The 24817-nt window shown below is 53.2% G+C and carries 23 protein-coding genes and 1 pseudogene; 6 read left to right on the top strand and 18 right to left on the bottom strand.

Annotated elements, in window-relative coordinates; all coding sequences use genetic code 11:
* Positions 1-225: 225 nt before the first annotated feature.
* Together C1H84_RS14285 and C1H84_RS14290 are read left to right on the top strand one after the other, a co-directional pair.
* The gene (locus C1H84_RS14285) at positions 226-1455 is read left to right on the top strand and encodes a CDP-glycerol glycerophosphotransferase family protein (protein WP_244910916.1); all 1230 of its coding nucleotides are present in this window, start codon (positions 226-228) and stop codon (positions 1453-1455) included.
* A 313-nt stretch (positions 1456-1768) separates the two neighbouring features.
* The gene (locus C1H84_RS14290; RefSeq protein WP_047118936.1) at positions 1769-1957 is read left to right on the top strand and encodes a helix-turn-helix domain-containing protein; all 189 of its coding nucleotides are present in this window, start codon (positions 1769-1771) and stop codon (positions 1955-1957) included.
* Positions 1958-1975: 18 nt separating this feature from the next.
* Here the strand turns inward: C1H84_RS14290 and C1H84_RS14295 are convergent, their stop codons facing one another.
* Both C1H84_RS14295 and C1H84_RS14300 read right to left on the bottom strand, forming a co-directional pair.
* Positions 1976-2206: an ATP-binding protein gene (locus tag C1H84_RS14295; RefSeq protein ID WP_047118935.1), complete on the bottom strand. Its 231-nt coding sequence runs from the start codon at positions 2204-2206 to the stop codon at positions 1976-1978.
* Positions 2207-2222: 16 nt separating this feature from the next.
* Positions 2223-2451, bottom strand: a pseudogene (locus tag C1H84_RS14300) (IS21 family transposase); the annotation flags it as partial.
* A gap of 115 nt (positions 2452-2566) precedes the next feature.
* Between C1H84_RS14300 and istA the strand changes: the two are divergent.
* Complete coding sequence (gene istA, locus C1H84_RS14305; RefSeq protein ID WP_181728153.1) at positions 2567-3394, top strand: IS21 family transposase; 828 nt, start codon at positions 2567-2569, stop codon at positions 3392-3394.
* Between the two features lie 366 nt (positions 3395-3760).
* On the opposite strand, the gene C1H84_RS14310 is transcribed toward istA, so the two are convergent.
* The 12 genes from C1H84_RS14310 to coaD all read right to left on the bottom strand — a co-directional run bounded on the left by C1H84_RS14310 (position 3761) and on the right by coaD (position 17253).
* Positions 3761-4897 (bottom strand): glycosyltransferase, encoded by a 1137-nt coding sequence (locus tag C1H84_RS14310; protein WP_160309077.1) that lies wholly within the window; start codon positions 4895-4897, stop codon positions 3761-3763.
* A gap of 32 nt (positions 4898-4929) precedes the next feature.
* Positions 4930-7701 (bottom strand): bifunctional glycosyltransferase/CDP-glycerol:glycerophosphate glycerophosphotransferase, encoded by a 2772-nt coding sequence (locus C1H84_RS14315; protein WP_160309076.1) that lies wholly within the window; start codon positions 7699-7701, stop codon positions 4930-4932.
* A gap of 58 nt (positions 7702-7759) precedes the next feature.
* Positions 7760-8221: an FAD synthase family protein gene (locus C1H84_RS14320; protein ID WP_047118933.1), complete on the bottom strand. Its 462-nt coding sequence runs from the start codon at positions 8219-8221 to the stop codon at positions 7760-7762.
* 159 nt (positions 8222-8380) lie between these two features.
* Complete coding sequence (locus C1H84_RS14325) at positions 8381-9715, bottom strand: stealth conserved region 3 domain-containing protein (protein WP_052772341.1); 1335 nt, start codon at positions 9713-9715, stop codon at positions 8381-8383.
* A 252-nt stretch (positions 9716-9967) separates the two neighbouring features.
* Positions 9968-10858, bottom strand: a complete 891-nt coding sequence (locus C1H84_RS14330) for a glycosyltransferase family 2 protein (RefSeq protein ID WP_113607764.1) — start codon at positions 10856-10858, stop codon at positions 9968-9970.
* A gap of 38 nt (positions 10859-10896) precedes the next feature.
* On the bottom strand, positions 10897-11715 hold the full coding sequence (locus C1H84_RS14335) for a CDP-alcohol phosphatidyltransferase family protein (protein WP_047120700.1): 819 nt from the start codon (positions 11713-11715) through the stop codon (positions 10897-10899).
* Complete coding sequence (locus C1H84_RS14340) at positions 11715-12752, bottom strand: glycosyltransferase family 2 protein (RefSeq protein WP_047118932.1); 1038 nt, start codon at positions 12750-12752, stop codon at positions 11715-11717. Before C1H84_RS14340 ends, C1H84_RS14335 begins: the two co-directional genes overlap by 1 nt.
* A gap of 7 nt (positions 12753-12759) precedes the next feature.
* Positions 12760-13479: an ABC transporter ATP-binding protein gene (locus C1H84_RS14345; RefSeq protein ID WP_047120699.1), complete on the bottom strand. Its 720-nt coding sequence runs from the start codon at positions 13477-13479 to the stop codon at positions 12760-12762.
* 148 nt (positions 13480-13627) lie between these two features.
* Positions 13628-14476, bottom strand: coding sequence for an ABC transporter permease (locus C1H84_RS14350; RefSeq protein ID WP_047120698.1), 849 nt, complete (start codon positions 14474-14476; stop codon positions 13628-13630).
* A gap of 141 nt (positions 14477-14617) precedes the next feature.
* Positions 14618-15685: an LCP family protein gene (locus C1H84_RS14355; RefSeq protein ID WP_113607765.1), complete on the bottom strand. Its 1068-nt coding sequence runs from the start codon at positions 15683-15685 to the stop codon at positions 14618-14620.
* A gap of 114 nt (positions 15686-15799) precedes the next feature.
* Complete coding sequence (galU, locus tag C1H84_RS14360) at positions 15800-16699, bottom strand: UTP--glucose-1-phosphate uridylyltransferase GalU (protein ID WP_047118930.1); 900 nt, start codon at positions 16697-16699, stop codon at positions 15800-15802.
* Between the two features lie 83 nt (positions 16700-16782).
* Positions 16783-17253, bottom strand: a complete 471-nt coding sequence (gene coaD / locus C1H84_RS14365; protein WP_047118929.1) for a pantetheine-phosphate adenylyltransferase — start codon at positions 17251-17253, stop codon at positions 16783-16785.
* A gap of 112 nt (positions 17254-17365) precedes the next feature.
* Here coaD and C1H84_RS14370 point away from each other — a divergent pair, with 112 nt between their 5' ends.
* A complete protein-coding gene (locus C1H84_RS14370; protein ID WP_052772340.1) occupies positions 17366-18574 on the top strand; it encodes an aminotransferase class I/II-fold pyridoxal phosphate-dependent enzyme in 1209 nt (402 codons plus the stop codon).
* Positions 18571-19353, top strand: a complete 783-nt coding sequence (locus tag C1H84_RS14375; protein ID WP_047118927.1) for a spermidine synthase — start codon at positions 18571-18573, stop codon at positions 19351-19353. The genes C1H84_RS14370 and C1H84_RS14375 overlap by 4 nt, the downstream gene beginning before the upstream one ends.
* Here C1H84_RS14375 and rsmD read toward each other — a convergent pair.
* From rsmD to C1H84_RS14395, 4 genes are read right to left on the bottom strand one after another with little or no spacing between them, the layout of a single operon-like run.
* Positions 19321-19914, bottom strand: a complete 594-nt coding sequence (gene rsmD / locus C1H84_RS14380) for a 16S rRNA (guanine(966)-N(2))-methyltransferase RsmD (protein WP_113607766.1) — start codon at positions 19912-19914, stop codon at positions 19321-19323. The two genes, C1H84_RS14375 and rsmD, sit on opposite strands and share 33 nt — an antisense overlap.
* An 18-nt stretch (positions 19915-19932) precedes the next feature.
* Positions 19933-22122, bottom strand: coding sequence for an ATP-dependent DNA helicase RecG (locus C1H84_RS14385; RefSeq protein ID WP_113607767.1), 2190 nt, complete (start codon positions 22120-22122; stop codon positions 19933-19935).
* The gene (locus C1H84_RS14390; RefSeq protein ID WP_052772339.1) at positions 22112-23080 is read right to left on the bottom strand and encodes a DAK2 domain-containing protein; all 969 of its coding nucleotides are present in this window, start codon (positions 23078-23080) and stop codon (positions 22112-22114) included. The genes C1H84_RS14385 and C1H84_RS14390 overlap by 11 nt, the downstream gene beginning before the upstream one ends.
* Positions 23081-23101: 21 nt before the next feature.
* Positions 23102-24160, bottom strand: coding sequence for an LCP family protein (locus C1H84_RS14395; protein WP_113607768.1), 1059 nt, complete (start codon positions 24158-24160; stop codon positions 23102-23104).
* Positions 24161-24235: 75 nt separating this feature from the next.
* Between C1H84_RS14395 and C1H84_RS14400 the strand changes: the two genes are divergently transcribed.
* Complete coding sequence (locus C1H84_RS14400) at positions 24236-24748, top strand: DUF3515 domain-containing protein (protein WP_425323570.1); 513 nt, start codon at positions 24236-24238, stop codon at positions 24746-24748.
* The last annotated feature ends 69 nt before the right edge of the window (positions 24749-24817 follow it).

Here is a 24817-nt window from a genome sequence, read left to right on the forward strand (position 1 = left end):
GACGATCGATCAGAACGCTTATCGCTAATGATGACTCCTATAGAACATAGTCCGACATCTCATCATAACGTGCCGAGTGCCCATTGCCCAAAATCGAGGCTGTGATTCAAATGTGTTCTAGTTCGCACTAGGGTTCCATCAGGCGTTTATCAGCTTTCTCCTATCAGAAGCGCATAGAATTTACATCAGTTAAGTCTTTGATTCCCCCAGACAGAAGGTACTTCATTGAATCTGGTCTCCGCGACGAAAACGCTCGCTCGATTCGCGACCAAAAAACTGGAAACTCGTCGCGCATATGCGGAAGTGCACTCCAATCCATCGGTCTACCTTGCGCAGCCTAGTGGCAACCGTCGATACAGGGCAGCCCTCTATTTCGCAGACTCAATGGTCAATGCATATCAGGCACGCCAGTGGTACGAACCGCTACGTCAGCTCGCTCAGAAGATGCCGCTGGTTATCATCGTCAGGAACCCAAAGACTGCGATTGCCCTGGGCAAGGAGAGCCCCTTGCCGGTTTTCTACGCCAAGACTATTGGTGATATCGAGAACTTGCTGGCTAGCCAACAGATTGATGCAGTCTTCTACGTCAATCAGAACATCCGCAATTTCCAAATGATGCGATTCAACAGTCCGGCACATGTCTTCATCTGCCATGGTGAAAGCGAAAAGGCTTACATGTGGTCGAACCAGATGAAGGCTTACGACTACGTATTCTCCGCCGGCGTGGCGGCTCAGGAGCGGCTCGCCAAGAATCTGACTCGTTACAACGTTGCTGAACGAACACGTTTGGTAGGACGTCCGCAGATTGATGTCGATTATCCCGCGCCGATTTCGGTTAATCCTGAACTTCCTACAGTGCTCTACGCACCCACCTGGGAAGGCGATCGTCCGTCTATGCGCTACGGGAGTGTGCAGAGTCATGGTGTTGCATTGATAGAAAGCCTCATTAAGGATGGCGGATTCAACATCATCTTCCGTCCGCATCCACGAAGCGGCATCAATGATTCTGGTTATGGCGCTGCGCTGGACAAGATCCAAGCTCGGTTGACCGAGGCCAACGCGGATAGTGCGGGCACCCTGTTTTACGACGAGTCTCCGCAGTGGGGCTGGCAATGGGCGATGTCCGATATCTGCGTCACCGATATTTCAGCTGTTGCCTACGATTTCTTGGCTACGGGAAAACCCCTGCTGATCACTAAACCGCTGAGTGCCGAAGCAAGTGTCGATGATTCCCCCGCGCTATTGCGGGTCCCCTCATTGATTTCAAATAATGCAGCCAATGGGCCAACGGTGATTCGCGAACGCCTGGCTCAGACCGATGATTCATATGCCGATCTGGTTGAGCACTATTTCGGGGACACGTCGAAGAATGCAAGCATGAATCGGTTCCTCAATGCATCTGTGGAGATCATTGACGAATCGCATTCTCTCAATGAAAAATCCGGGCGGGCTTAATGACCCGTTCTAGATGGCTCTAGCAACAGGTGCAGAACACTTAATTTTCGGGAGTCGTACAAGCTGACTAGCGTCAAAGCGGTGACCACAGTGCTGAGCAGACCAATCACTTAGTCTCAGGCGCATGCTAAGAATTGCAACATAGTTTAGGTGCTGTTTAGCAGAAGTATATGGTAGTACCTGTACGCGTATCGGATGGGCGTAGCGGATAGCACTGACGTAACGATCGGATAGCACTTAGCCGGATTCGACGCCAAGATGATCCTGACACCCACGACACCGATGTCGTGGCCGTCGAAAGGAATCATCCATCATGGCTGATTACCGCAAAATCATGCTCCTGCTCTTGCAGGGGCGTTCCTACCGGCAGGTTCAAAAACTGCTGAATTGTTCACCGCGAACGATCTCTAAAGCCCGTCAAGTCATTGACGAGCAGGAATTTAGTACGCTGGAACAGCTCAAGGACATAAGCGACGAAATACTGATTATTCGAAGCTTCTAGAACCACCAGTATCACGGTTCAGAGCCATCGAATATTGCGGTTCAGAGCCATCCAATATTCTTGTTCAGAGCCACCGTCCGAGTACGCCTCACGCATGTTGAATTCACCGGTCTCAACCCAGATCGTGTTGTGGACGATGTGGTCCATGATCGCATCTGCCATCGTGTCGGCTCCGAGCCGAGCGAGCCAGTCCGATTGTTTGTACTGCGTGCAGAGAATGGTCGAGGCAGCATCGCTCCTACGCTCCATGAGCTCGAAGATGAACCGCGTGGATCCCCTGGTGGGCGTATTCGCTGCGGCCGGAGAAGCGGAGTTGGTAGACCTTCTCTTCAGCGAGGTCTTTGACTACGTCCCAGCTGCGTGAGGTGGTGTCGGCGGCGTTGAGGACTTCGGCGACGCTATTGCGGGAGACGCCTTGGGTGGACGCGATGACACGTCCTGAGAAACCTTCGGCGAAGCTGGAGAATTCGCTTCTCTTTGATCTTTCGTACCATTGAAAATGGCTCCTTCCACCACACCGGCTGTTGCCTGGTCGGAAGAGTTTATGCAGGGTGGCTCTAAAGGAGAATACCCGGTGGCTCTGAACGAGAATAACGGCTTTTCCGTCTGGTGGCGCTGAAGCGCAATATTGGTGGCTCTCAACGAGTCAAATATTCAATACTGGAGCAATGCTTCACCGATGGGCGCAAAGCTGTCTCCACCAGTTACGTTACGATTGATATCGACGCAGTTATCAAAGCCCGAATCGGGAGGAAGAAACCCCCGCTAAAAGTGCTCTGGGCCCGCTACCTGCGCACCGAAGCCACCGGCACGCAGCGGCACTATCAATACGAACGGTTCTGCCAACTCGTCGCGGAACAAGTCCAGCAAAGAAACCTGACCAGTCCGATCGCTCACGAGCCAGGACACACCATGCAGGTGGACTGGGCCGGCACCAAAATGCAGATCGTCGACCCGATCATCGGCCGGGCCACGAAAGTCTCGATCTTCGTGGCCACCTTGCCCTACTCGGGTCTGCTCTTCGCCTACGGGTATCTGGATGAGAAGCTCGGCTCGTGGTGCGATGCGCACCGCAGGGCTTTTGAACATGCGCAAGGCGTTGCCCAAGTGATCATCCCAGACAACGCCTCGACAGCCTCCAACACGGTCAGCCGTTACGAGAACGTACGGGAGGTAAATCAATCCTACTCAGTTTTCCTTGAGCATTATCAGACGGCGGCGGTCCCGACGGAACCGTACCGGCCGCAGCACAAAGGCAACGTGGAATCCGGGGTGCAGTTGGTGACGAACTGGATCATCCACTACCTCGATGACCAACGGTTCGAGTCCATGGACGACCTGAACGACGCCGGCGCCGAACGCGTTGAATGGCTCAATGAGCGCACCCCGTTCCGTGGCGAGCCACGCTCCCGCAGGCAGTGGTTCGCATCAGGATGAGTTCTTCGCCATTGGGGATCAAGAGCGGTGCAAGTCACGGCAGGAGCGCGCAAATACTCCATTCCCGCGGCGGGACGCAGCCACTGGTTGGTTATACACATATCCGCAAAATAGAAGTACCTCCAAGCGCTTTACTGTCCCGGTGAACTGATCGCCACACCAGTTGATGCGGCGACCAGTCGAGCGCATCACAAAATATCCCCAACATCAAAGTGCCACTGTAAAAGTGCAGACATGGCACCGTGGTGCCTAGACTTTCGGCACGGATACCAAACACTGAAACGCAATGGAACGCGCAACCTGTAACACAAGGTTGTTGGTACATAATTGCCTGAATTGATGTGCCCATTCCAACATTCAATAAGGCTAACGTTGCAAGTCGTTGAAAAGTGTTATCCACTTGGACGATATCGCCGATGGCAAATATTGCTGTGCGTGCATTCGGCCGCGATCCGAGTATTGAGCTAGAGTTTCTGGCTCTAAGGCCAGTTTCTCCATTGAAGCCGCAAATTCGGATACATTATTCTGTCTAACAACAATCCCCGATTCGGAGTCGATAATTAAATCTCGAATCCCGGGAGCGCAATCGAATGAAATTGTTGGTACACCAGCAAGTGAGGCCTCAACAATTGCAATTGGTAAACCTTCATATTGGGAAGAAAGCAAATGAACTTTGGAAGAAGAAAGTACTTCACCAACCATGTCCGTTTTACCCATCAGACGAATACGTGGTAATTTGAGATCATCAATCATCTCTTGCAGACTAGCCCCAAGCGGACCTTCCCCATAAAGCTCAACCTTCCAATCGGGCAAATTCGAGTAAACCGATTCCCAAGCTTTTACAACGTAGTGCAATGATTTTTGTTTGTCATAGCGCCCTAGAGTAACGAATGTATTTTCACGCTCCTGGACCACCGTCGAAGGATCGGCAACCGGGTTCGGAAGCCAGGACACGTTATTCAGACCAGCCCTCGTGAATAGTGCTGCATCGTCTGCAGTCAAACACACAAAACGATCAACATCTTTGTAGTTCTTTAACACTCGACGCAAGTCGCCAGTTTGGACGCACATTTCATAAGAACCATGGTATTGTCCGATAACCCGAGGAAGGGAACGGTCAAGCGGATCGTACCCGGCCTCAATCAGATGCTCCATACCAAATACTTGCGTACACAGGATCACGGTTTCGGGACCCCATTCGACCAACTTTTTGGATAGCTTTCGACATCCATTCGACCGAAGTTCGTGACGGCGAGCATTTCGGCGCCGTCTAAAGGGGTTCAAGCGATCACGACGACGATTCAGTGTCCAATTCTCTGGCGCATGTTCATCCCATAGACAATCCACGAGCATTTCTGCCGGTCGATTAACTTCAACAAGCTCATCTTTTGGAGTCGGATTAACTCCAATGATTTCAACCAAAAAACCGCGTCTTAAAAACTCAGATGAAACTCGTTCGATGAAACGTGATACTCCGCCAAGCCTATCAACCTGATTAGACATGAGAACAACTCTTTTAAAAGGTAAGTTCACTATTATCCCCATACCCGCTCAACCGTACGATCCGCAGAATCCCCGTCTTCAAACCCTGCGAAGCGCTGCGAAAATTTATGCCGTTCATCTTTGTCGAGATCAACTGTCAATCTTTCCAAAACAGCCTTATGAAGCGACTGCTGATCCTTGACAATCAAACCAGGAGAGAATTCTTCTAGTGAAAAATAGGTTCCACGTTCGTCATTAACATAATTTTCGTAGTCGTAGGCGTATATAAGAATCGGGCGATCCAACGTGCAGTAATCAAACATCACACTTGAGTAATCGGTGATAAGTAGGTCCGAAACAGCAAAAAGCGACGAAATGTCATCAATTCCAGAAACATCGACAATTTTTCCCGCAAATTTAGGGTGGATTGAAATCTTATTCAGATAGTGCGCCCTAATTAAAAGAATGCAATCATCACCCAAATCATCTATCCAGCCTTCCAGGTCCAACTCAAGCTTTATCGCGCGCTTAGAATTCCGGCTATTTGCCCTAAATGTTGGAGCATAAAGAACTATTTTTCTATCACGCGGCAACCCCAGCATGATGCGAAAGTTGTCGGCCATTGAATTGTCCAATTTAGCTAGGATATCGTTTCGGGGCGACCCATACTTCAACAATTCATTCTTGTATCCGAATGCAGGAACGAAGGTGGTTTCAAAGTATGGATTCGGTACTGTCAGGTAGTCCCAATAGCTCGCCTTTTTAACGAGCTCTCGCTTTTTAGCCATTGACGCATCAGCAAAATCAGGCTCGTCCAAACCCATGCGCTTCAGCGGAATGCCGTGCCAAAGTTGAAGGTATATCTGCGACTTCCGTTTTACGAAATACGAGGGTAAAGACTGATTATCAACTAAGTATCGGGAGCGGGCTAACGCATATAAGTATTTCGCAGAATGACGAGTAACTGAATTGTAATCACCGTCAATGATTTTGCTTTGCGCAATTGACCAATTTTGCTTGTGGTTCGGGTAATGGCTCGCGAGTGTAGAGGAAATTACCCCAGGACTATCCGAGGTCGAAGTACCCATATGGGATTCGAACAGAGTTGAATCCGAGTCAAGAGGCAGCATCCTCAGGAGCGAATAAATTGTTTTCCATCTTAAGGAGTTAGTTTTAACCGGCCGATCAAAAACGGAGTCTTTGATAACACGATATTTCGAAACTGGGGAAATAATTCGGCGAACCAAAATCCGCTTCGTTCCAGATTTTAATCGCCTCACTCCCATTGTTCCATCGACAGTACGGTAAACTCTATAGCGATATGCTTCGATCCTATTGATCAAACCTCGATTAAATAGCCTTTTTTTAGGTATTTTTATTGAAGTAGGTATAACCAGATGACCTTCTCGCGAAGTTAACTGATTCGAAATTCTTGGACGTATTCCAATTTTATCGACATCTACCGCCGGCCAATTGGCGGGGACCGTGATTAATGCGTCCCAAAGCACCCATTGGCCGTCATAAACGACATTTTCGCATTTGAGAATTTTTGAAAATTTATTCTTCCCGCGAGAAAATATCCGCAAAGAGAGATTAGGGCTACTTAGGGCTGAAAGCTTTGCACCTGGATCAAAAGTTCGCCCTCTGACGGACAGTATTCCGCTGTTCACCTGAATTTCACGAACTTCGTGATACCACTCAACTTGGAACCACGGAGTGCTTTCAACATCGCTCTTGTCTACTGAAAGCAACGCACCACAGAGTGGTTCAGTTGACAGCTCATTAGTGGATTCAGAATGCCACCTGTAAGTCGACGACTCAACATCTGGCTCAAGGGGTGGTATCCAAGTAGCTCTTTTATTAATCATCGTGAAAGCATCGCGAACTATATCCGGACGAAGCATTAGTGCGGCGCCATACAGGAAACGCTCTGGGACGTCCAATTGCGCGTACGCCTCCGGGCTGACCTTCAAAAGGAAGGGCTTTAGGACTTTAAGAATCTCCAAGGCCAGCTCATCGTCGTGGGACACGATATCGTTCAAATACAATCGAGCATCATGGCGAAGAATTTTTAATTGAAGCCTACTAAATAAACCCGGGTTTTTCGAACAATCCACAGCCTTTTCAACGCGCGTCAACGCTTCAAGCCTGTAAATAAGATTCTTTATTGAGTCTCTTTGATTTGTTATAGATTTACGGACTTCATTCGGATATATATTCCAAACATAAGCCGACTGCGGGATCACGGAAATACCAGAGGCGTTCATGAATGCCTTGGCGGAAAATACTAGATCTTCATAATGAATATCCGTAGGGAATTGGATCGAATTTTTTCTAAGGAATTCTACTTTATAGAGCTTTGCGACTACGATGGTATCGATGCTTAGCTCAGGATTATCTTCGATAGACTCATAGTATTCACGGGAAACGTAGAGTTTGTCGTGCCATCCTTTCCAGCGTTGCGCTTCGATTTCGAATCTCCGCGTTCGAGCCATCACGATGTCCGCATCGCTGGTTTCGGCCTCATGAAGAAGATTCTTGCACGCATGACGGTCTAAAGTATCGTCGCTGTCTAAGAAGAGTACATAATCTCCTCGTGCTTCTTCAAGACCCCTGCTTCGGGGGCCACCTACACCACCTGAATTGACGTCGAGCGATAAGAACCGGCCACGGGGGTCTTGTTCGACGATTGACCTAGCAGTCTCTGCGCTTCCATCTGTAGAGCAATCATCGACAAGTAGGAGCTCGATGTTCTTGTGTGTCTGACCGTACACTGAACGTACAGCGTCAATTACATGCTCGCCGTCATTGAAGTGAGCGAGCACGATTGTAATGTCAGGACTATGGGACATACTTATTTCCGGATCTTTCTCATACTAATCGTTAGCTCAGTTCTTTCACGATCTGACTTAGCGTATCCAAGGTGTTTTTCAACGACTCGACGTGCCGTTCATCAAACTCACTGAGCACCCGTTTCATTTCAGTTGTGGAAATTCCAGCAGTTCGCGGCAGGTAGACGACTTCGACCTCATCGCCCAGGTCATCGAACTTACCTTTCCAGTCTTCGCCGATGCCGAAGACCTTGACATCGTACTTCGCGATATCCAGACGCTTCTGTTCCCAATTTTCTTCCGGGATGGCCAAGTCAACGTACTTGATGGATTCTACGATCTCCCGACGCTGCTCGAACGGCACAACAGGCTTTTTACCCTTGATGGCGTTGAACTCATCGGTCGAAACGCCGACGATCAATCGGTCGCCCTTTTCCTTCAGACGCTTGAGGATATTCAGGTGTCCGATGTGGAACAAGTCGAACGTGCCATAGGTCAATACAGTTTTCGGCATAAGGTCCTCCTACGTATTACAGCCCAATCTTCACTCGATGACTGGCTCAATTTTACAAGTTACATTCTCGTGCCGTCGCCCACACGCCGCGATTCCCTCCGAAGTGACGGATTCGAGGTTCAATTACGCATGGCCAAGCCCAACGTGCTGCATCAGCTGTCAGTTTTCGAATGACGACTTGTACGGGAACAACGAATTGAGAACGCGTTTGGCCATCCTGCCCCGCAATTCCTTTTCGGAAACCGTTGCTACTTCATTCAGGCAGAACATCTGCTTGCCTGAACCTACCAGCAGCCTGTAGAGGTTCAATGCCAAATGGTCGCCACCGAGATCAACATATGCATAGTCAATTTCGGCGGGCACGCCAAGTCCTTCGGCGGCCGCGATGTAGTGCGCTAGAGATGACGGAACAGAGATGTCATCTACGTGACGGAACTTATGCCTGGCAGTGGCATTGACCGCGCTCGGGAAGTACTCTCGGATCTTGTCATGGATCAGCAAACGTTGCGGATGAGCGACGTGCCGGAATTTCAACGCAGTCGTGCGGCCATACTTGTCAAAAATAAGATCTGCGTTCCGTTGAGCCGCTTGGTTGACTGCCAATCGGGGATTCGATGCTTCGGAATAGTGTTTGTTGGCCAGGGCGTATTTCACATCACCGCTAGCAGTGAAAAAGGTATTTTGCGACAGCGGACGGCCGAAGAAAATATCGTCATTTACGTAGAGGAAATGCTCGGAGAGGCCCTCAATCTTGGAGATCTGGGTCTCGATTGCATGGGAGTTAAAGGTCGGCAAGCAGTCTTCGCTATTGTCGAAGATGTCCCGATGATCAACCAATTTGATCTTGCTATTATCTTGGCGCAGCCATTCTGGAACTTGGCCAGCGGTGACCAGAAAGATGTTCCGAACCCACGGCAGGTTCATTTCCAGCGATCGAAGGGAGTACTTCAGCTCGTCTCGGGACGTGTATCTCGCGAGATCGCGGCTACTCTCGTGGGCCCCGTTTGCGGGAACCAGTTCCTTGTAACGGCGGTAGGAGGTTTGCCAATCGGCGTCTGCAGCGTCTACCCATGTGTAGACTACATCGATGGGTTCCGTAAAATCTTGAACATCCGGAACTTGCGGTTTGCCATCGGAATAGACAACCCAAATTGCGCCTAGCCCAGCGTGTCGGTCGTCGCGCAGGGTGCCGCCGAATTCCTTCGGGGCGATCACGCTCCAAGCCTCGATCGCTCCATAGCCCACTGCGTCATGCTTTACTTTGACAAGACTAAATCCGTGTTTTTCGAATGCATCCGACAAAATTGCCCAGGAGCTGCCATCGACCGTAGTCGCCTGACGTACGGCATCATCTGCGTAGGCCAAGCCCAAGAATTCAGCAAGATGCCGTGTCGAAACGGTATTTTCAGTATGGATCTGCCGAATATTCAGAGAACTGCATGCCGTGGTTTTCGTACGCCAATCAAGGATCCGCTGCCAGAAGGAGCTAGGCATCGTGCGAGCCAGCTGACCTTTCCATCCACGAATTCCCAAAATAAACACACCATCCACCCGCGCTGGGCACTCGAGAAGTACGCACTAGACATGCGTTGTACTTGACTATTTTACATTCAGTTCACTTATTGTATAAAAATGCCAGTTAAGCTCACTTGAAGATACCGTATTCCGCCACTTAGGCGCACTGATACTACCGGAATTTCCAGCTGGGGCCATCGGAAAACTTTGAACACCAATACCTAAATCTGGCTAGAGCACGGGTGGGCGACCGGCAAGAGTCATACGTAGCAGAGTGCGCCACTTCAACTTCGCACGTGGTTCCCTGTACCAAGGGCTCCCTTTCCATCCCGCACGCCATCCATCAACATACTGCCGGACAGCACCCGGGCTTTTTCTGAGCCTCAGGCATTCAAGCAGCATCCAAGCGGTCGGATAGATCCACATGAACGGCGATGGCAGGTTTCTGCGCGCCAACCAAACGCGATTTCTCGCATTCAATCTGTAGAATTCGTCGTGCCGCCTCGGATCAACAACTGGATGTCCGATTCGCATGTCCCCCGCATACCAGACATAGCGGCCAGTATCCCAGATTCGCCAGGCAAGCTCAATACCTTCATGGGCATACCAAAAACCACCAGCCCAGCCACCGGTCTGGTCGAATATTTCCCGTGGGGCAACTAAGCATGTCTCGCCAACGTGAAAAACCTTGCTGGGTTCAACGGCCGTTCGCTTCTTGAGCCGGGGGATCCAGCGTCTTGGGTTCTGGTCTTCATGGTCTGGATCTGTGATTCGAGGCTGCAACAGCCCCATCTGTGGGTACTGTTCGAATCGCCGAACTGCGGTAATCAGAAAATCATCGTCGAGGAACCAGGAATCATCATCAAGAAAACAGAGGTACTCACCGCTTACCTTCGAAACGCCTGCGTTGCGCCCTGCAGGAATTCCCAGATTCTCTGGAAGGAATAACGTACCGAGCTGCTCTGGGATGCCGACCGGATCCCAGCCGTTTCCCACGACGACAGCGTCAATTTCGACAGATGTCTGTGCCAGCAGGGACTCTAGCGCGCGTCGGAGCTCAATCGGTCGATTCCCCATCGTCAGTACTACGACACCGACCGCCGGTATATTCCGTTGTGACATGTCCCTCTGCTTAACGAACTGTGTTGAAAATGGACCGTTTAGGCTTTGAGCCTAGACGAGACCATGTTGGAAAGAAAATGACCGACATTCACGAGTATGCAAGCCGGCAACAGGATCCAGATCATCCACTTTTCAGCGCTGCCAGGTGAACCCAGCACCGCGGAAATGACGGAGCACAGGAGAATAATCAGGCTGAGCTCAACTGCATGCAGGAGTTTGTGGAATGGCAGGAAGCGCGCCAGGGAACGCAGTCGGCCGATCACCGTGGTAGTCGGTACGGCACGGGCAGCAGCGGTATCCGGAAGCTTGCCCAGACCTGCCATGCCGCGCGCAGCATGGACCATTAATGACTGGGATCGGTTGAGCACCAAGAGAACCGACAGGCACGCGGCCATAAAGAGGGTTGGCCAGGCTTGGCCAGCGCTTGCAGGATCGCCAGAAAGTTCATTGAATACACGGAAGCCAAGCGCAATGGGAATCAGCGCTTCGGTCGTGTGGTGCCCGACCATGTCGATAAAGATTCCGCGCGGCGATTGCGACGCCCGCCAGCGGGCAACCTCGCCGTCCGAGCAGTCGAAGTAAAGCTGAACTTGCGAGAGCACGACGGCCAGCAAAGGGCCCCAGATCCCTGGAATCAGCAATGCCAGCGACATGCACCATCCAGCAAGGATCATCAGTCCGGTGACTCCGTTGGCGGTGATTCGCGTTCGGACCAATACTGCCGTCAGATAGATCGAGATATGGCGAAGGTACAGTTCCGCTGTCCAGTGCTCAGCGTTCTTTCGTGCCCGAACTTCAGGGGGCTGGCACACTGCACGCAGTTGATCCAAGGTTGGACTTTTTGGACGTTCAACCATCATTTAACTCGACCTCGGTCCAAGGTGCCAGCCGCTCCAAAGACTCTGCCCTTCACATAGCCTGCTGCCCAGGGCAAATGGATGCTTTTGAAAGCGACGGATGCAAGAAGCTTTTCGCCGAGGTTCTCAGCATTGGACGCAATACCAGCGGCAACCGTGGCTCCTGCGTAAACCGCCGGTGCGGCCTGGAGCAGATTCAATCCTGCTCGGGCAGTCTTGGGCAACTTTCCCTTGACGAACGGGGCAGCGAGCGTCGCTGCAAGTCCTGCGGTGACGCCAAGGAGCAATAGTGGCGGCAAATCGTGACGCAGTGACTTGCCTTCAGGGTAGCGCCTGGCAATTTCGCCACGCCATGTGCCCGAAGCATATGACTGGCGAATCAGCGCCTTGAAATTATCGCGTGGGTAGTAGCCGACCTTGAGCTCTGGATCGAACCAGACCTTGTAGCCTGCCTGGCGGATCCGCATGCACAGTTCCCAGTCCTGGGCTCGCCACATGTCTTCGTTGTACAGGCCGACCTTGTCGAAAACTTCACGTCGGAAGATTCCGAGGTAAGCGGATTCAGCTTCGCCCTCGGGGGCGCCTGAGTGGTACGCAGGGCCCCCGAATCCGAATTTCGAATGATAAGCGGCAGCAATCGCCCGTTGTATTGGCGTTCTGCCCTTGGCATCCATGAGTCCACCGACATCGTGAGCTCCGACGCGAAACAGGGTCTCGACACCACGACGGGTGTACTCGGGCGGAAGCTCGCTATGCGCATCAACCCTCATAATAATTGGGTGTGATGACTTGCCGATGGCAAGATTCAGCGCGTTGGGAGTCCGGCCTTTGGGATTATCGACGAGGATAATGCGGGAGTCTTCGGACGCCAGCTGTTCCGCAACCGCGTTGGTTGTATCGCTGCTTGGCCCCAATGCAAGAACTAGTTCTTTGTCGCCCTCGTATTCTTGCGAGAGGATCGATTGAACAGCCTCACGCAGATATTCGGCTTCGTTCAGTACCGGCATGACGTATGAAACGCCAGGAAAGTCAGTCATCTGTCACTTACTTCTTGTGCTGTTGATACGCCTTGATGACCGTGTCCGGGTCGCCGTCCATCTTCTGGACACCCTTCTCAATCCAGATGCATCGGTTGCAAGTTTCCTTGATGGAATTCATGGAGTGCGATACCAGGAATACTGTTCCGGCGTTTTCTCGGATCTCACGGATCTTGGCTTCGCTGCGCTTGCGGAATTTGGCATCACCGACTGCCAATGCCTCATCGACAATGAGAATGTCATGCTGCTTGGATGCCGCAATTGCGAACTTCAAACGAGCGGCCATACCTGACGAGTAGGTGCGCATGGGCAGATCAATGAACTCTTCGAGCTCGGCGAATTTCGTGATTTCATCACGCATGGTTTCGACCTCTTGACGGTTGTAGCCGAGAGCCAAGCCGCCAAGGGTAATGTTCTTGTCGCCCGAAAGATCGGGAATCAGCGCCGCGCCGACTCCCAGCAAGCTCGGCCTCGAGCGGGCGTAAACGGCCCCTGAGGCAGGAGGCGTAAGCCCAGTGATGGCTCGCAACAAGGTCGACTTGCCGGATCCGTTGGAACCGATGATGCCGATCGATTCGTTCTCGTACGCGACGAAGGAGACACCCTTGAGTGCATGGACGGTCCGAACTCCACGCATCTTTGGCTGCAGCAATCGCCTCGCCCCTGCAGTGCCCACGGCCTTGCCGCTGGAGAATACCTGGTACTTCACGTGGAGGTTGTCCACCATGACCACAGGCTGACGCGTTTCATCGATGGTGAGTGTGGAGGACTTGATATCTTCGGGCTTGACTACATCAATGAATGACGTGTCATCGGAGAAAATCGGAGCAGGTTCGTACTCCGGATGAAGCCCGGGATTTATTAGATCGTCAAAACTAATTGGCACGGCCGTAAAGCTCCTCAGCCTTCCAGAAGTAAATGAGTCCGAAGCCAAGCGCCAGCAGCGCCCAGACGGAAACCACGATCCAGGCGAAAGGATCGTAGGTGGCATCGTTCATGATCATTGCGCGAGCGATTTGCAGCGTCTGATACAACGGGTGGAAATCGAAGATCCTCACGAGCCAAGGCCAGTGGTTCAAGATACGGTCGACACTGAAGAGTACGCCCGAAGTATAAAAGAGCATGCGGGTAATCAGCGGCAGGATCTGGGTGAAATCTCGAATGTGCACGGTGATTCGAGCACAGATCAGGGCAATGCCCATGTTGAACACACTGAAGATCATGAGCAACGGGATAATGACAAGCCACGTCCACTTGGGTGTTGTGCCGAGGATCATCGCGTAGATGAACATGACCACGACCATGGGCATCAAGGTCAAGAGATTCTGCGTGACCTGGGCGACTGGCAATGTCAGTCGGGGGAAGGACAATGATTGAACCAGGGCTTGGTTACCGGTGATCGACTTCGCGCCGCCGTTCATTGAACTCGTGAAGAACTCGAAAAGGAAGACTCCGATGACGACGAAAACCGGGAAGTCAGGTCCTTTGCTATCTCCCTGCAGGACACCGAAAATAACGCCATACATGATCGCGTTCATCGTCGGCTTGAGTACGACCCAGATCATGCCCAGACGATTCTGCTGGTTCTGCTTCTGAACACGAGCCTTGGCTAGCTCGTATATGAACTCACGCCGTTCCCAGGTCTGCTTCAGGTAGCTGGCCAACGTTGGGCGGGCACCCACACGGTGCAAGCCAAACTTGTCGGCTTCCTCTGCCACTGTCATGTGTGAATTGTCCTCATTGTCTTCGACCAACTTCTTCATGCTTTACAAGCACAGATGTTCAAAGTCTAGTAGATCGGGTCAGGTTTTCGACGATTTTCCCAGCCAAGAGCGGGCAACTGTAGCGCCGATCACTTGTTCAATCTATTCCTGGGGCGGATTTTCGTTAAGGTACTCGTCCATTGTGTCGGTCTTCAGTGCTTCCCGGATTTGTTGGATAGCCTGCTCGCTTGCGAGCTCAATGGATTGACCATCCGCGCTGGTGGAGCTGCCAGCAGTTGGCATCGTGAACATTGCAAGATTGTCCGTATCGACGTTCTTGAGCTGCATGCCCAAACCGACCAGCGTCGCAGCATCGAAGCTACTGTCGAAGGTCAAATAGGGCGAAACCTTGTCAACAATGTCGTAAAGCTTGACGGGATTGGCAAGTGTGTCGGCAGACAACATTTGGTTTGCGGCAGCAGCTATGAATTTCCGCTGGTTGGCGACACGCTGGTAATCGCCGTTGGTGAATGACTTGCGTTCTCGAACGAACCGTAAGGCCCGATCCCCTTCCAGATTAATCTCCCCTTTCGGGTAGAAGTAATCGGTATCGTGCGCGGTGAAAGGGATGTCGTTCTGAACCGTCACACCACCAAGGGCAGTGGACAATTCTTTGAATCCGTCAAAGTCGATCATGGCTACATGATCAACTTTGGTGTCGAAAAGGCCTTCCATGGTCTGCACCAGGAGTGGAATACCACCGAGCGAAACGGCGGCGTTGAGTTTGTTCTTCCCATAGCCCGGAATGTCCACGTACATATCGCGAACCGCGGACATGATGTAAATCTGGGACCGGTCCTCCGGGATATGCACCAGCATCATGGAATCGCTACGCTGGCTAACAGCCCCGTCCAAGGCAGCTGATTGGTCGGAGTCATCATCTGCATGGTCAACACCGACCAAAAGGATGTTCATTGATCCGTCGTCCGGGTCTTTGACCGGCCGGGCGTCCTCTTGCTCCTGAGTGAAGTTCAGTGCGACGGTATTGGTTTTCGAGTTAAAAGCATGTTGCAGGTTGAAGAGATAATATCCTGCGCCCAAAGCCGCGACTAGAAGGACAGACAGTGTCGACAGAACTATGGTTCGTACGCGCTTCTTCTTGCGTCTCGCAGCACCAAATTGCGCACTGCGCGAGATAAGGCTGTCCTGATTGGCATCGTTTGAGTTCATTTCTACCCCACCGAGAAATATCCGTCGAAGCCAACGGACCTTCCAGGTGACTTCGTGCAATCAAAAAGACTACCCAAGATAAATGTGATTATCCTGAGTAGTCTTTCGTCAATTCTAGTCATCCAACTCTGCGACAAATTCCTTTAGCCAGGTTCTCAAACCCTTGCCCAAGTCTTCGTGATCTACCGCGAGTGTAATGTTTGCCTGCAGATAGCTCAGCTTGTCGCCGGTGTCATAACGGCGACCCCGGAATACGACAGCATGGACGCCGGCGCCTTCGCCTTCAGCGCTTGCAAGAACCTGAAGTGCATCAGTCAACTGAATCTCGTTACCACGGCCAGGTGCAGTATGCTCCAGAATCTCAAATACACGAGGATGTAGTAGGTAGCGGCCAATAACCGCAAGGTTGCTGGGTGCGTCCTCTACTGCTGGCTTCTCGACAAGACCGTTGACCGCGACGAAATTCTCACCATCTACGGACGAAACATCAGCGCAACCGTATGCACTGATTTGATCCGGGGCTACCTCCATGAGTGCAATGACGGATCCACCCGTCTTCTGTTGCACTTCAGCCATGACAGAAAGAAGCTCGTCACGCTCGTCGATAAGGTCATCGCCAAGAAGTACGGCAAACGGTTCATTGCCTACATGCTGCTTTGCGCAAAGGACTGCGTGACCTAGCCCCTTCGGGTCGCCCTGCCTGACATAGTGGATATCACCCAAATGTGTCGCTTCATGAATGGCATCAAGTTTCTTCTTGTCACCTTTCGCTTCCAACGAATACTCGAGCGACGGAACACGGTCAAAGTGATCTTCCAACGCGCGCTTATTGCGCCCTGTAATCATGAGCAGGTCAGTAAACCCTGCTTTAGCTGCTTCGGCGACCACGTATTGAATCGCTGGCTTGTCAACGACAGGAAGCATTTCCTTCGGCATAGCTTTGGTGGCTGGCAGAAACCTTGTCCCGAGCCCTGCAGCCGGAATCACGGCCTTGGTGATTTGACGATGAGTCATTTGTGGGGCGACCTATCAGAAGAAACGGGTAGTATTACAGATCAACAATCATATATCTACAGACTGGAAATACAAATTTCAGATCATTTCCTTTGCAACCGTTTCATCACGGCACGCGGGAAATATTCAGCAACATCGCCACCCAACGTCTGCACTTCCTTGAGAAGAGATGAAGAAAGATGGGTGAATCGAGTATCAGCCTGTAGGAACACGGTTTCGACGCCCGTCAAGTGACGGTTCATCGTTGCCATGGGAATTTCATATGCATAGTCAACCGTGCTTCGAAGGCCCTTGACGATTGCTTCGGCTCCCTGTTCCTTACAGAAGTCGGCAAGCAGTCCCTGGCCCATGGGAAGAGCTGAGACGCCACGGAGACCGCCGACCGTCTCCTCGACGATGGCGACTCGTTCCTCTTCGCTGAATCGGTAATTTTTTGAGTAATTCGTCGATACCGCAACGATCACTTCATCAAAAAGGCTGGCGGCACGAGCGATGATTTCAACATGACCATTGTGAATCGGGTCAAAGGATCCTGGGCAAACGGCTCTACGCATATGTTGAATGTATCAAGAAGTACCGGCCAAAACGTGAATTGCCGATAAACCCAAGTAACGAAGTGACGTTTCGAATACCCGACCGCTCCTGCCCCCGATCCATAATAGGTTTATGAGCAACGATTTCACCCCTTGGCAGCGAACAGCACACGGCGCGAACCTCTTGGATACGACAGGCGCGCCGGGGGTGACGATCTTTGAAGAAATCACCGGACTAGCGAACAAGCACAATGCGCTGAATCTCGGTCAGGGTTTTCCGGATGCTGAAGGGCCGGAAGCCATTCGCCAAATCGCGCTGGATTCGATCGCTGAAGGAGCAAACCAATACGCTCCTGGTTCTGGAATACCAGCCCTCCGCCACGCCATTGCCGACCATCAAAGACGGTTTTATGGTCTCGATCTGGATCCGGAAACCCAGGTGGTCGTCACCACTGGAGCAACGGAGGCGATTGCTGCCGCGATTCTCGCCTTCGTTGGCCCTGGGGACGAGGTTGTCACGTTCGAGCCCTACTATGACTCATATGCGGCCATGATTGGGCTAGCGAACGCCAAACACAATGTGGTCCAGCTGGAATTGCCAGACTTTCAACCAGATCTGGCCAAGCTCCGCGCCGCGGTAACCGACAATACGCGGATGATTATCCTGAACAATCCGCACAACCCAACCGGTTCGGTGTTTGGCGACGACGTATTGAATGAGATCATTGCGCTGGCTCATAAGCATGACTGCATCATCCTTTCCGATGAAGTCTACGAGCACCTGACGTTCGGGCTTAGCCATGTTCCGGTCTCCACCTTGCCCGACGGATTCGAACGGACGATCACGATCTCTTCAGCGGGCAAGTCATTCTCGTTTACCGGATGGAAAGTGGGTTGGGCTACCGGGCCCGAGAAGCTGATCACCGGCGTCAGAACAGTTAAGCAGTTTCTCACCTATTCGTCGGGGCCGGCGTTTCAACCAGCCGTGGCACAGGCGTTGTCGCTTCCAGACAACTTCTTCCAACAGTTTGCCGCCTCACTGAGTCACACTTGCGGGCTTCTGGCCGACAGCTTGGAAGAGTCGGGAATCCCTGTTTTCCGCCCCAGGGGAACGTATTTTCTTGTGGCCGATGTAAGTCAGCTGGGTTATCAAGACGCAACTGACTTAGCTCGGCTGCTCCCCGAGCGACTAGGAGTAGCAGCAATACCAATGTCTGTTTTTGTACATCCGGAAAATCGACAGGCTTACTCGTCTTTGCTGCGGTTCGCATTCTGCAAGAAGGAAAGCGTGATCATTGAAGCGGCCCATCGTCTGCGCGGCTTGTCGGAGCTGGCCCGATGACTGGTGCGATTCAGAAGCGTTGGCTCGGATTCGTCCAAGAGCATGCAACAATCTACGATGACGACCTCGTACCCGGAGCAAAGATCCTAGCGATTGGCGGAGCGGAACAATCCCATGTGAACCTCGCCCACCCGGAAGAAATTTTCTATGAATATCTTGCCAGGATCGCGAATCACCTCAGGGTACTTCGAGAGCCGAGCGAACCGCTGCGGATGCTCCACTTGGGCGCCGGGGCGCTTACCCTCGCCCGCTGGGCCAGCGTAGTCTTTCCAACAAGTACGCACGTGGCCGTCGACATCGAGCGGGAGCTTCTCGATTTCGTGTTGACGCAGCTCCCGCTGCCGGTAAATTGTTCCCTCGAAACAATTGTCGCCGACGCTCGCGAGGTCCTGGCCAATCAGCTCGACGGCCAGAAATTCGATGTCATAATTGTCGATATTTTCAGCGGCCCGGAAGCCCCGGAGCATCTAACCGTTCCCGAGTACTACTCGGAGCTGTTCGCGGCGCTTAACGACCAGGGGCTGTTGTTCATCAACATTGGTGACGATCCGCCACTGGCGTTCACGGATCGGCAGGTAGCAGCGGCCCAACAAAGCTTTGCCTTTGTCATGTTGAGTTCCTCGCCTGAAATGTTTAGCAGGCGATACCCCGGAAACTCGATACTGACTGCATCCAAACAGCGTTTGGATGAGTCAAGCATCGCTCAATGCCAAGCGGCGGGACCCTTCCCGTCGGAGATCAAGCACTCACTCGGGCTGGACGGGTTCGGCAAACCATAGGTGCGTCTCCCCGTACTTCTTGTCGGCGAACAGCTGAACCATTTCAGGCCATACCGGTTCAGGAGACCGGCTGGAACGTTCAACGATAACTGTCGCATCATCGGCAAGCACCCGGGAAACTTTGTACAGCGTAGTTTCAAGCTCAGCTTCGGTCAAAGGATAGGGCGGGTCCAGAAAGACCACGTCGAAGGTTTTTCGAGGTGTCCGTGTTGGTTCGTCAAAGTAGCCATCAAGAACAGAATCGACGGATCCGCGCTGTACTGATGCCGTTTCGCTCTTCAGGGCCTTGTTGACCAAGGTTGCGTTCTGCTGGCACACGGACACGGCCTTGGGCGCTTTTTCGACGAGAGTCACTTGCCGGGCTCCCCTGCTCGCAGCTTCCAGCCCCAAGGCGCCGGATCCGGCGAACAGGTCAAGAACACGAGCTCCCTGCAGTATCTCCCAGCTCTCCAGCCGCGAGAATAGTGCTTCCTTCACCCTGTCGGTGGTCGGGCGCGTAGCGTCGCCGGGAACTGACTTCAGCGGGTTGCCGCCGGCCGCGCCGGCAATGATTCGGCTCATCGTTCTTGTAGCTTTCAGTTAGTTCTTGTTCAGGAATTCGCGGGTAGATTCGTCAACCCAATTCTTGGTCGCCGCCAGCAGCGCCGGATACTTTTCGTGCCATGACGGCATACCCATTAAGATCCGGACATCATCCCTGGCCTTTTCAATCAAGGCCCGGTCCTTGATGATGCTCAGTTCGCGAAGGGTGGATTGGCTTCCGGACTGCTGGACACCCAGGATATTTCCTTCCTTGCGTTCCGCGAGGTCTGCTTCGGCCAGTTCGAAACCATCGAGGGTGGATTCAATGACCCGCAGCCGATTTACCGACGGATGATCCGCATCCAGCCATGTTGACAGCAGGCACGTACCGGGCAGGCCGCCACGGCCTACACGGCCACGCAGCTGGTGCAGCTGCGAAATTCCGAAACGTTCGGCGTCCATGATCACCATCAGCGTCGCGTTGTGCACGTCCACGCCCACCTCGATGACCGTCGTTGAAACGAGGACGTCGATGTCTCCCGAGGCGAACGCGTCCATGATCCCCTGCTTGTCCTCGGAATCCAGCTGCGAATGCAATCCCTGAACCGTGACCGAGTTGAACTCGGGCAAGCCGCCGAGCAATTCAAGCATCTTCTCGACACTCATCGACTGCGCAGAGGTATCCTCGTAGGTTGCCAGCAAGACGCCTTGCTCGCCAGCTGAATCACTGATGCGCGGACAGACAACATAGACTTGGTGGCCCTTCGCGACTTCTTCGCTGATACGCGTGTACAGGCGGTTCCTGTAGCCCGTGAGCTGCATCGGAACGATGTGGGTTGAAATCGGCGCCCTGCCAACGGGAAGATGCTTGATCGTTGAGGTCTCCAAGTCGCCGAACACCGTCATGGCGACAGTACGGGGAATTGGGGTCGCCGTCATGACCAGCGTGTGGGGTACCGAATCGTTGCCCTTGGCTCGCAGGGCATCGCGCTGCTCGACCCCGAACCGGTGTTGTTCGTCGATAACGACCAGGCCGAGTTCCGCGAACCTCACTTGTTCGCCCAGCAGCGCGTGGGTGCCGACAATCAGGCCGGTTTCACCGCTGGCGATCCCCAGCAGCGCTTCCCGGCGCTGGGCGGTTTTCGCAGAACCTGTCAGCAGTGCAACACCAGTTCCTTCCCCTTCGCCGAAGAGGCCAGGGTCGGCCAGCGAGCCGAGCATCTTGGTTATCGAAGCGTAGTGCTGTGCGGCCAGGACCTCGGTGGGTGCCAGCAACGCGGCCTGTCCGCCCGCGTCGATGACTTGGAGGATCGCGCGGAGCGCAACCACAGTTTTACCCGAGCCCACCTCGCCCTGCAGCAAACGGTGCATCGGGTGATTGAGCTCTAGATCCTGGCTGATCTCGAGCCCGACCTGCTGCTGGTCCTCCGTGAGAACGAATGGCAGCTGTGCATCGAACTTGTCGGCCAGCCCACCGGTGCGGCGGGGCCTTGCGATGGAGTGCTGGGTGCCTATCTGGCGGTTTCGTTCGGCAAGCGAGAGCTGGAGCAGGAATGCTTCTTCGAAGGCAAAACGTTGGCGGGCAACGTAAGCGTTCTTCAGCTCGCGTGGAGAATGGCGGTTGGCATAGGCCTGGTGCCGCAGGGGGTAGTGGTGGGCATCCAATAGCTCTTTCGGAAGAAACTCCGGGAGATTCTCTTCCGTCATCTGCTCAATGAGGTGTGCCATCAGGTCACGGATCTTCTTGTTCGGCATTTTGGCCGAGGCCGGATAGATCGGGATGGGTCGAGGATCCGCCTGGGACGCCTCATCGAGTACTGCGTAGTCCGGCTGGTTCAGCTGAAGGTGGTCCTGGTACCAGCCGACTTTGCCGCTGAACATGGCAATGGTTCCGACCAGCAAATCCGTGCGTGCTTGATAACCGTTGAAAAACGTCATCTTCAGCTGCTGGCCGGCGTCGCCTAGCTCATCACTGACGGTGACTTCGAAGATGAATCCCTTGCGCGAGTGCATTTGACGCTGACTGATGTTGACGACTTGCGCCACCACCGTGACGTGTTCATCAAAGGGAAGCTCCGCGATGGGTGTGAGTTCCCCTACCTCGACGTACCGCCGAGGAAAATGCCGGATAAACTCCCCTACCGTGCCGTAGCCGAACGCTTTTTCCAAAGCCGTTGCGTTCTTGGCGCCGAGCATTTTGGACAGCGGCGAGTTCTCGAAATCTTGAATCGTAGTTTCAGCCGTCATGAATACAAAGATCGGTCACACTGATGTTTACCGGGTTGCCCTGTTGTCGAATGAGGTCCAAGGCCGCTTCGGGATCCTCCACGTGCACGTGCACCCGCCATCGGTAGGTGTCCTCTTCAAGCTGGTTCACCGGGGACATGATTACCGAATTACCCAAAGCATCCAGTTGGCCTCGAAGTGTTGCCGCGCCCAAGGCATCCAGCGTTACCGTGCACATAACTTCCACACCCTCGATTTCCTCGAAATCGAAATGCACATGCGGATCTTGAACGCTGTAGCCGTGGAATCCCTCGTAATCGTCGAACTCCGTGCGTTCGTTGCGGATGGCGGCGCAAAGCTCGTCGACGATAACCAGCATGCCGACAGCTCCTGCGTCGACAACACCGGCTTTGACCAAGCTAGGCAGGGTGCTTTCTGTGCCCTTGACAGCCAATCTGGCGGCTTGCGTCATTTGCGTCAGCAAGGTGTCCAACGCGGCACGGCTGTCTTTGTCGACTTTCAGGTGCATCAGCGTGGAAGCCGCGGCCAAGGCCAGCGCATTGATCACGGAAAGCATGGTGCCTTCCACTGGCTCGCTCAGCGCCGACCAGGAACGAACCTTCGCCCGTTCGAGACCCAGTGCCAGCAATGGTGCTGTCAGCCGTTCCTGGCCCTGCCACGGCTCGCTCAGTCCGCTGAGGAAGACAGCGAGCAAGGTTCCCGAGTTGCCGCGCGCGGACTCCATGGCGGCGCGCGCGGCAACTTCTAGGAATCCGCCGATGTCATCGCTTTCCAATTTGCTGACGGCATCATGACCGGCACGTGCGGTCAGGTACAGGTTGCTCCCGGTATCACCGTCGGCAACTGGAAAAACATTGATGGCATTGAGCCGATCTGAATGATTGCCCAGGCTCTTGACACTGCGCGCAAGCCAATGGCGAATTGCGCGAACTGAAGTATCAAGTTTCTGGGTGGTCATAAAGAGTGGTTCCTTCAATGGTTACTGAGACAGGTCAGTAGATGCTACGAATTCGTCAACCGTATCGTTCTGGAGTGCTTCTCCAAACTTGTTAATCGTATCCATATCTGGGATGACAATCGACTGTCCATCGGCCGAACGGCCAGGACCGTTGTTTGGCAGGGTGAAGAATTCCATATCGCTGGTGCTGATATTGATCATCGACGAAGCGATTTCAACTACCTTGCCTGCATCCAGCGTGTCGTCAACGGCTACGAATGGTGCGAATTCGCTGACCACATTTTGAATCTTCACCGGGTTCGTCAGAGTGTCCTTCGACAAGATCTGGCCAAGCAGCGCCTTGACGAACAGCTGCTGGTTCTTGACGCGGCGGTAGTCGCTGCCGCCGGGGCCGGTGAACGCCTTGCGCTCGCGTACGAAGGCCAGGGCTTCTTCACCGTTGAGCTTCTGCACGCCTTCCGGGAAGTAGAAGTTCTTATTGTGTATTGGACGGAAAGCAATCGGGTTGTTGATGGTCACGCCGCCAACAGCGTCCGTCAGTCCCTTGAATCCTTCGAAGTCAACGGAAGCCACGTGGTCAATTCGAACGCCGAAAAGGCCTTCCAGAGTCTCAACGGCCTTGGCTACGCCACCGTTCGCAAATGCACGGTTGATTTTTGCTTCACCAATGCCGGGAAGATCCAACCAGGTGTCACGCATAATCGACGTCACGAAAACACCGGAACGGTCCGACGGGATATGCACAAGCATCATGGTGTCGGAACGACCGCCATTGGGCAGGGTGGCGAAATCATCGTCCTGCTCGTCGCTGTCGCGTTGCGCACGGGTATCGCTGCCCAGAAGCAGGATGTTCAGCGCATTCTCGGATTCCTTCTTGACTTCCGGACGAGTTTCCTCGGCAGGGAAGGCGTTTTCAAGTTTCTGGCTGTTGTCATCGAATGTACGTCCGAGATTCCAGGCGTATCCACCAGCGACAAGTGCGGCGATCACCACCAACGACAGGATGCTCAGAAGGACTACTCGCCCGGTTCGCTTCTTCTTCTTCGTGCGCGAACGCGTTGGCTGTTCTTCGAATGACATATGCTACCTTTCACAGATTCAACTCAATACATCTTATCTTTCAGATTCGCACGGTACGCTTACAACGTGTCCAAAATCAGTCTGAACCCGGAACCGTCACCAAAACTTAATCGAAAATTTGGTCGAACCGCGACGTTGATCGCCACATTGGCTTTCGTCGCACCAGGTCTGGCCGCATGCGAATCTGTTGCATCCGTAGATGCGGCTCCTGACGCTGCCAATCCGCTGTGCGCAGAAATGATGGTGGTGCTTCCAGAGGTCGTGGGAGACGCCGAGCGTCGCCCAACCTCGTCGCAGGCAACCTCGGCGTGGGGAGACCCGTCTCAGGTGGTTTTGCGGTGCGGTGTCGAGGTCCCCGGCCCGACAACTGATCCGTGCGTGTCGGTTAATGATGTCGATTGGATCGCTCACGAAGGCAACGACGGGATTTGGACTCTGACCACCTACGGTCGTACTCCCGCAACGGAGATTATTATGGATCCCCAGGTCATTCCTTCAAGCACGGTTCTGGCTACGTTGTCTGACGCGGCTTCGCGCATTCCCGCAGAGAAACAATGCGTCAGCATTCAGAAAGACGAGCAGCTCTAGTAGGCATACGAGGCGCCGAGCCGGAAATCTGAAAATTATTCATGAAAAAGCGTCTTGCTTTAACCCATT

It is taken from the genome of Glutamicibacter soli (genome assembly GCF_003309065.1).
GTDB classification, from domain to species: Bacteria; Actinomycetota; Actinomycetes; order Actinomycetales; family Micrococcaceae; genus Glutamicibacter; species Glutamicibacter soli.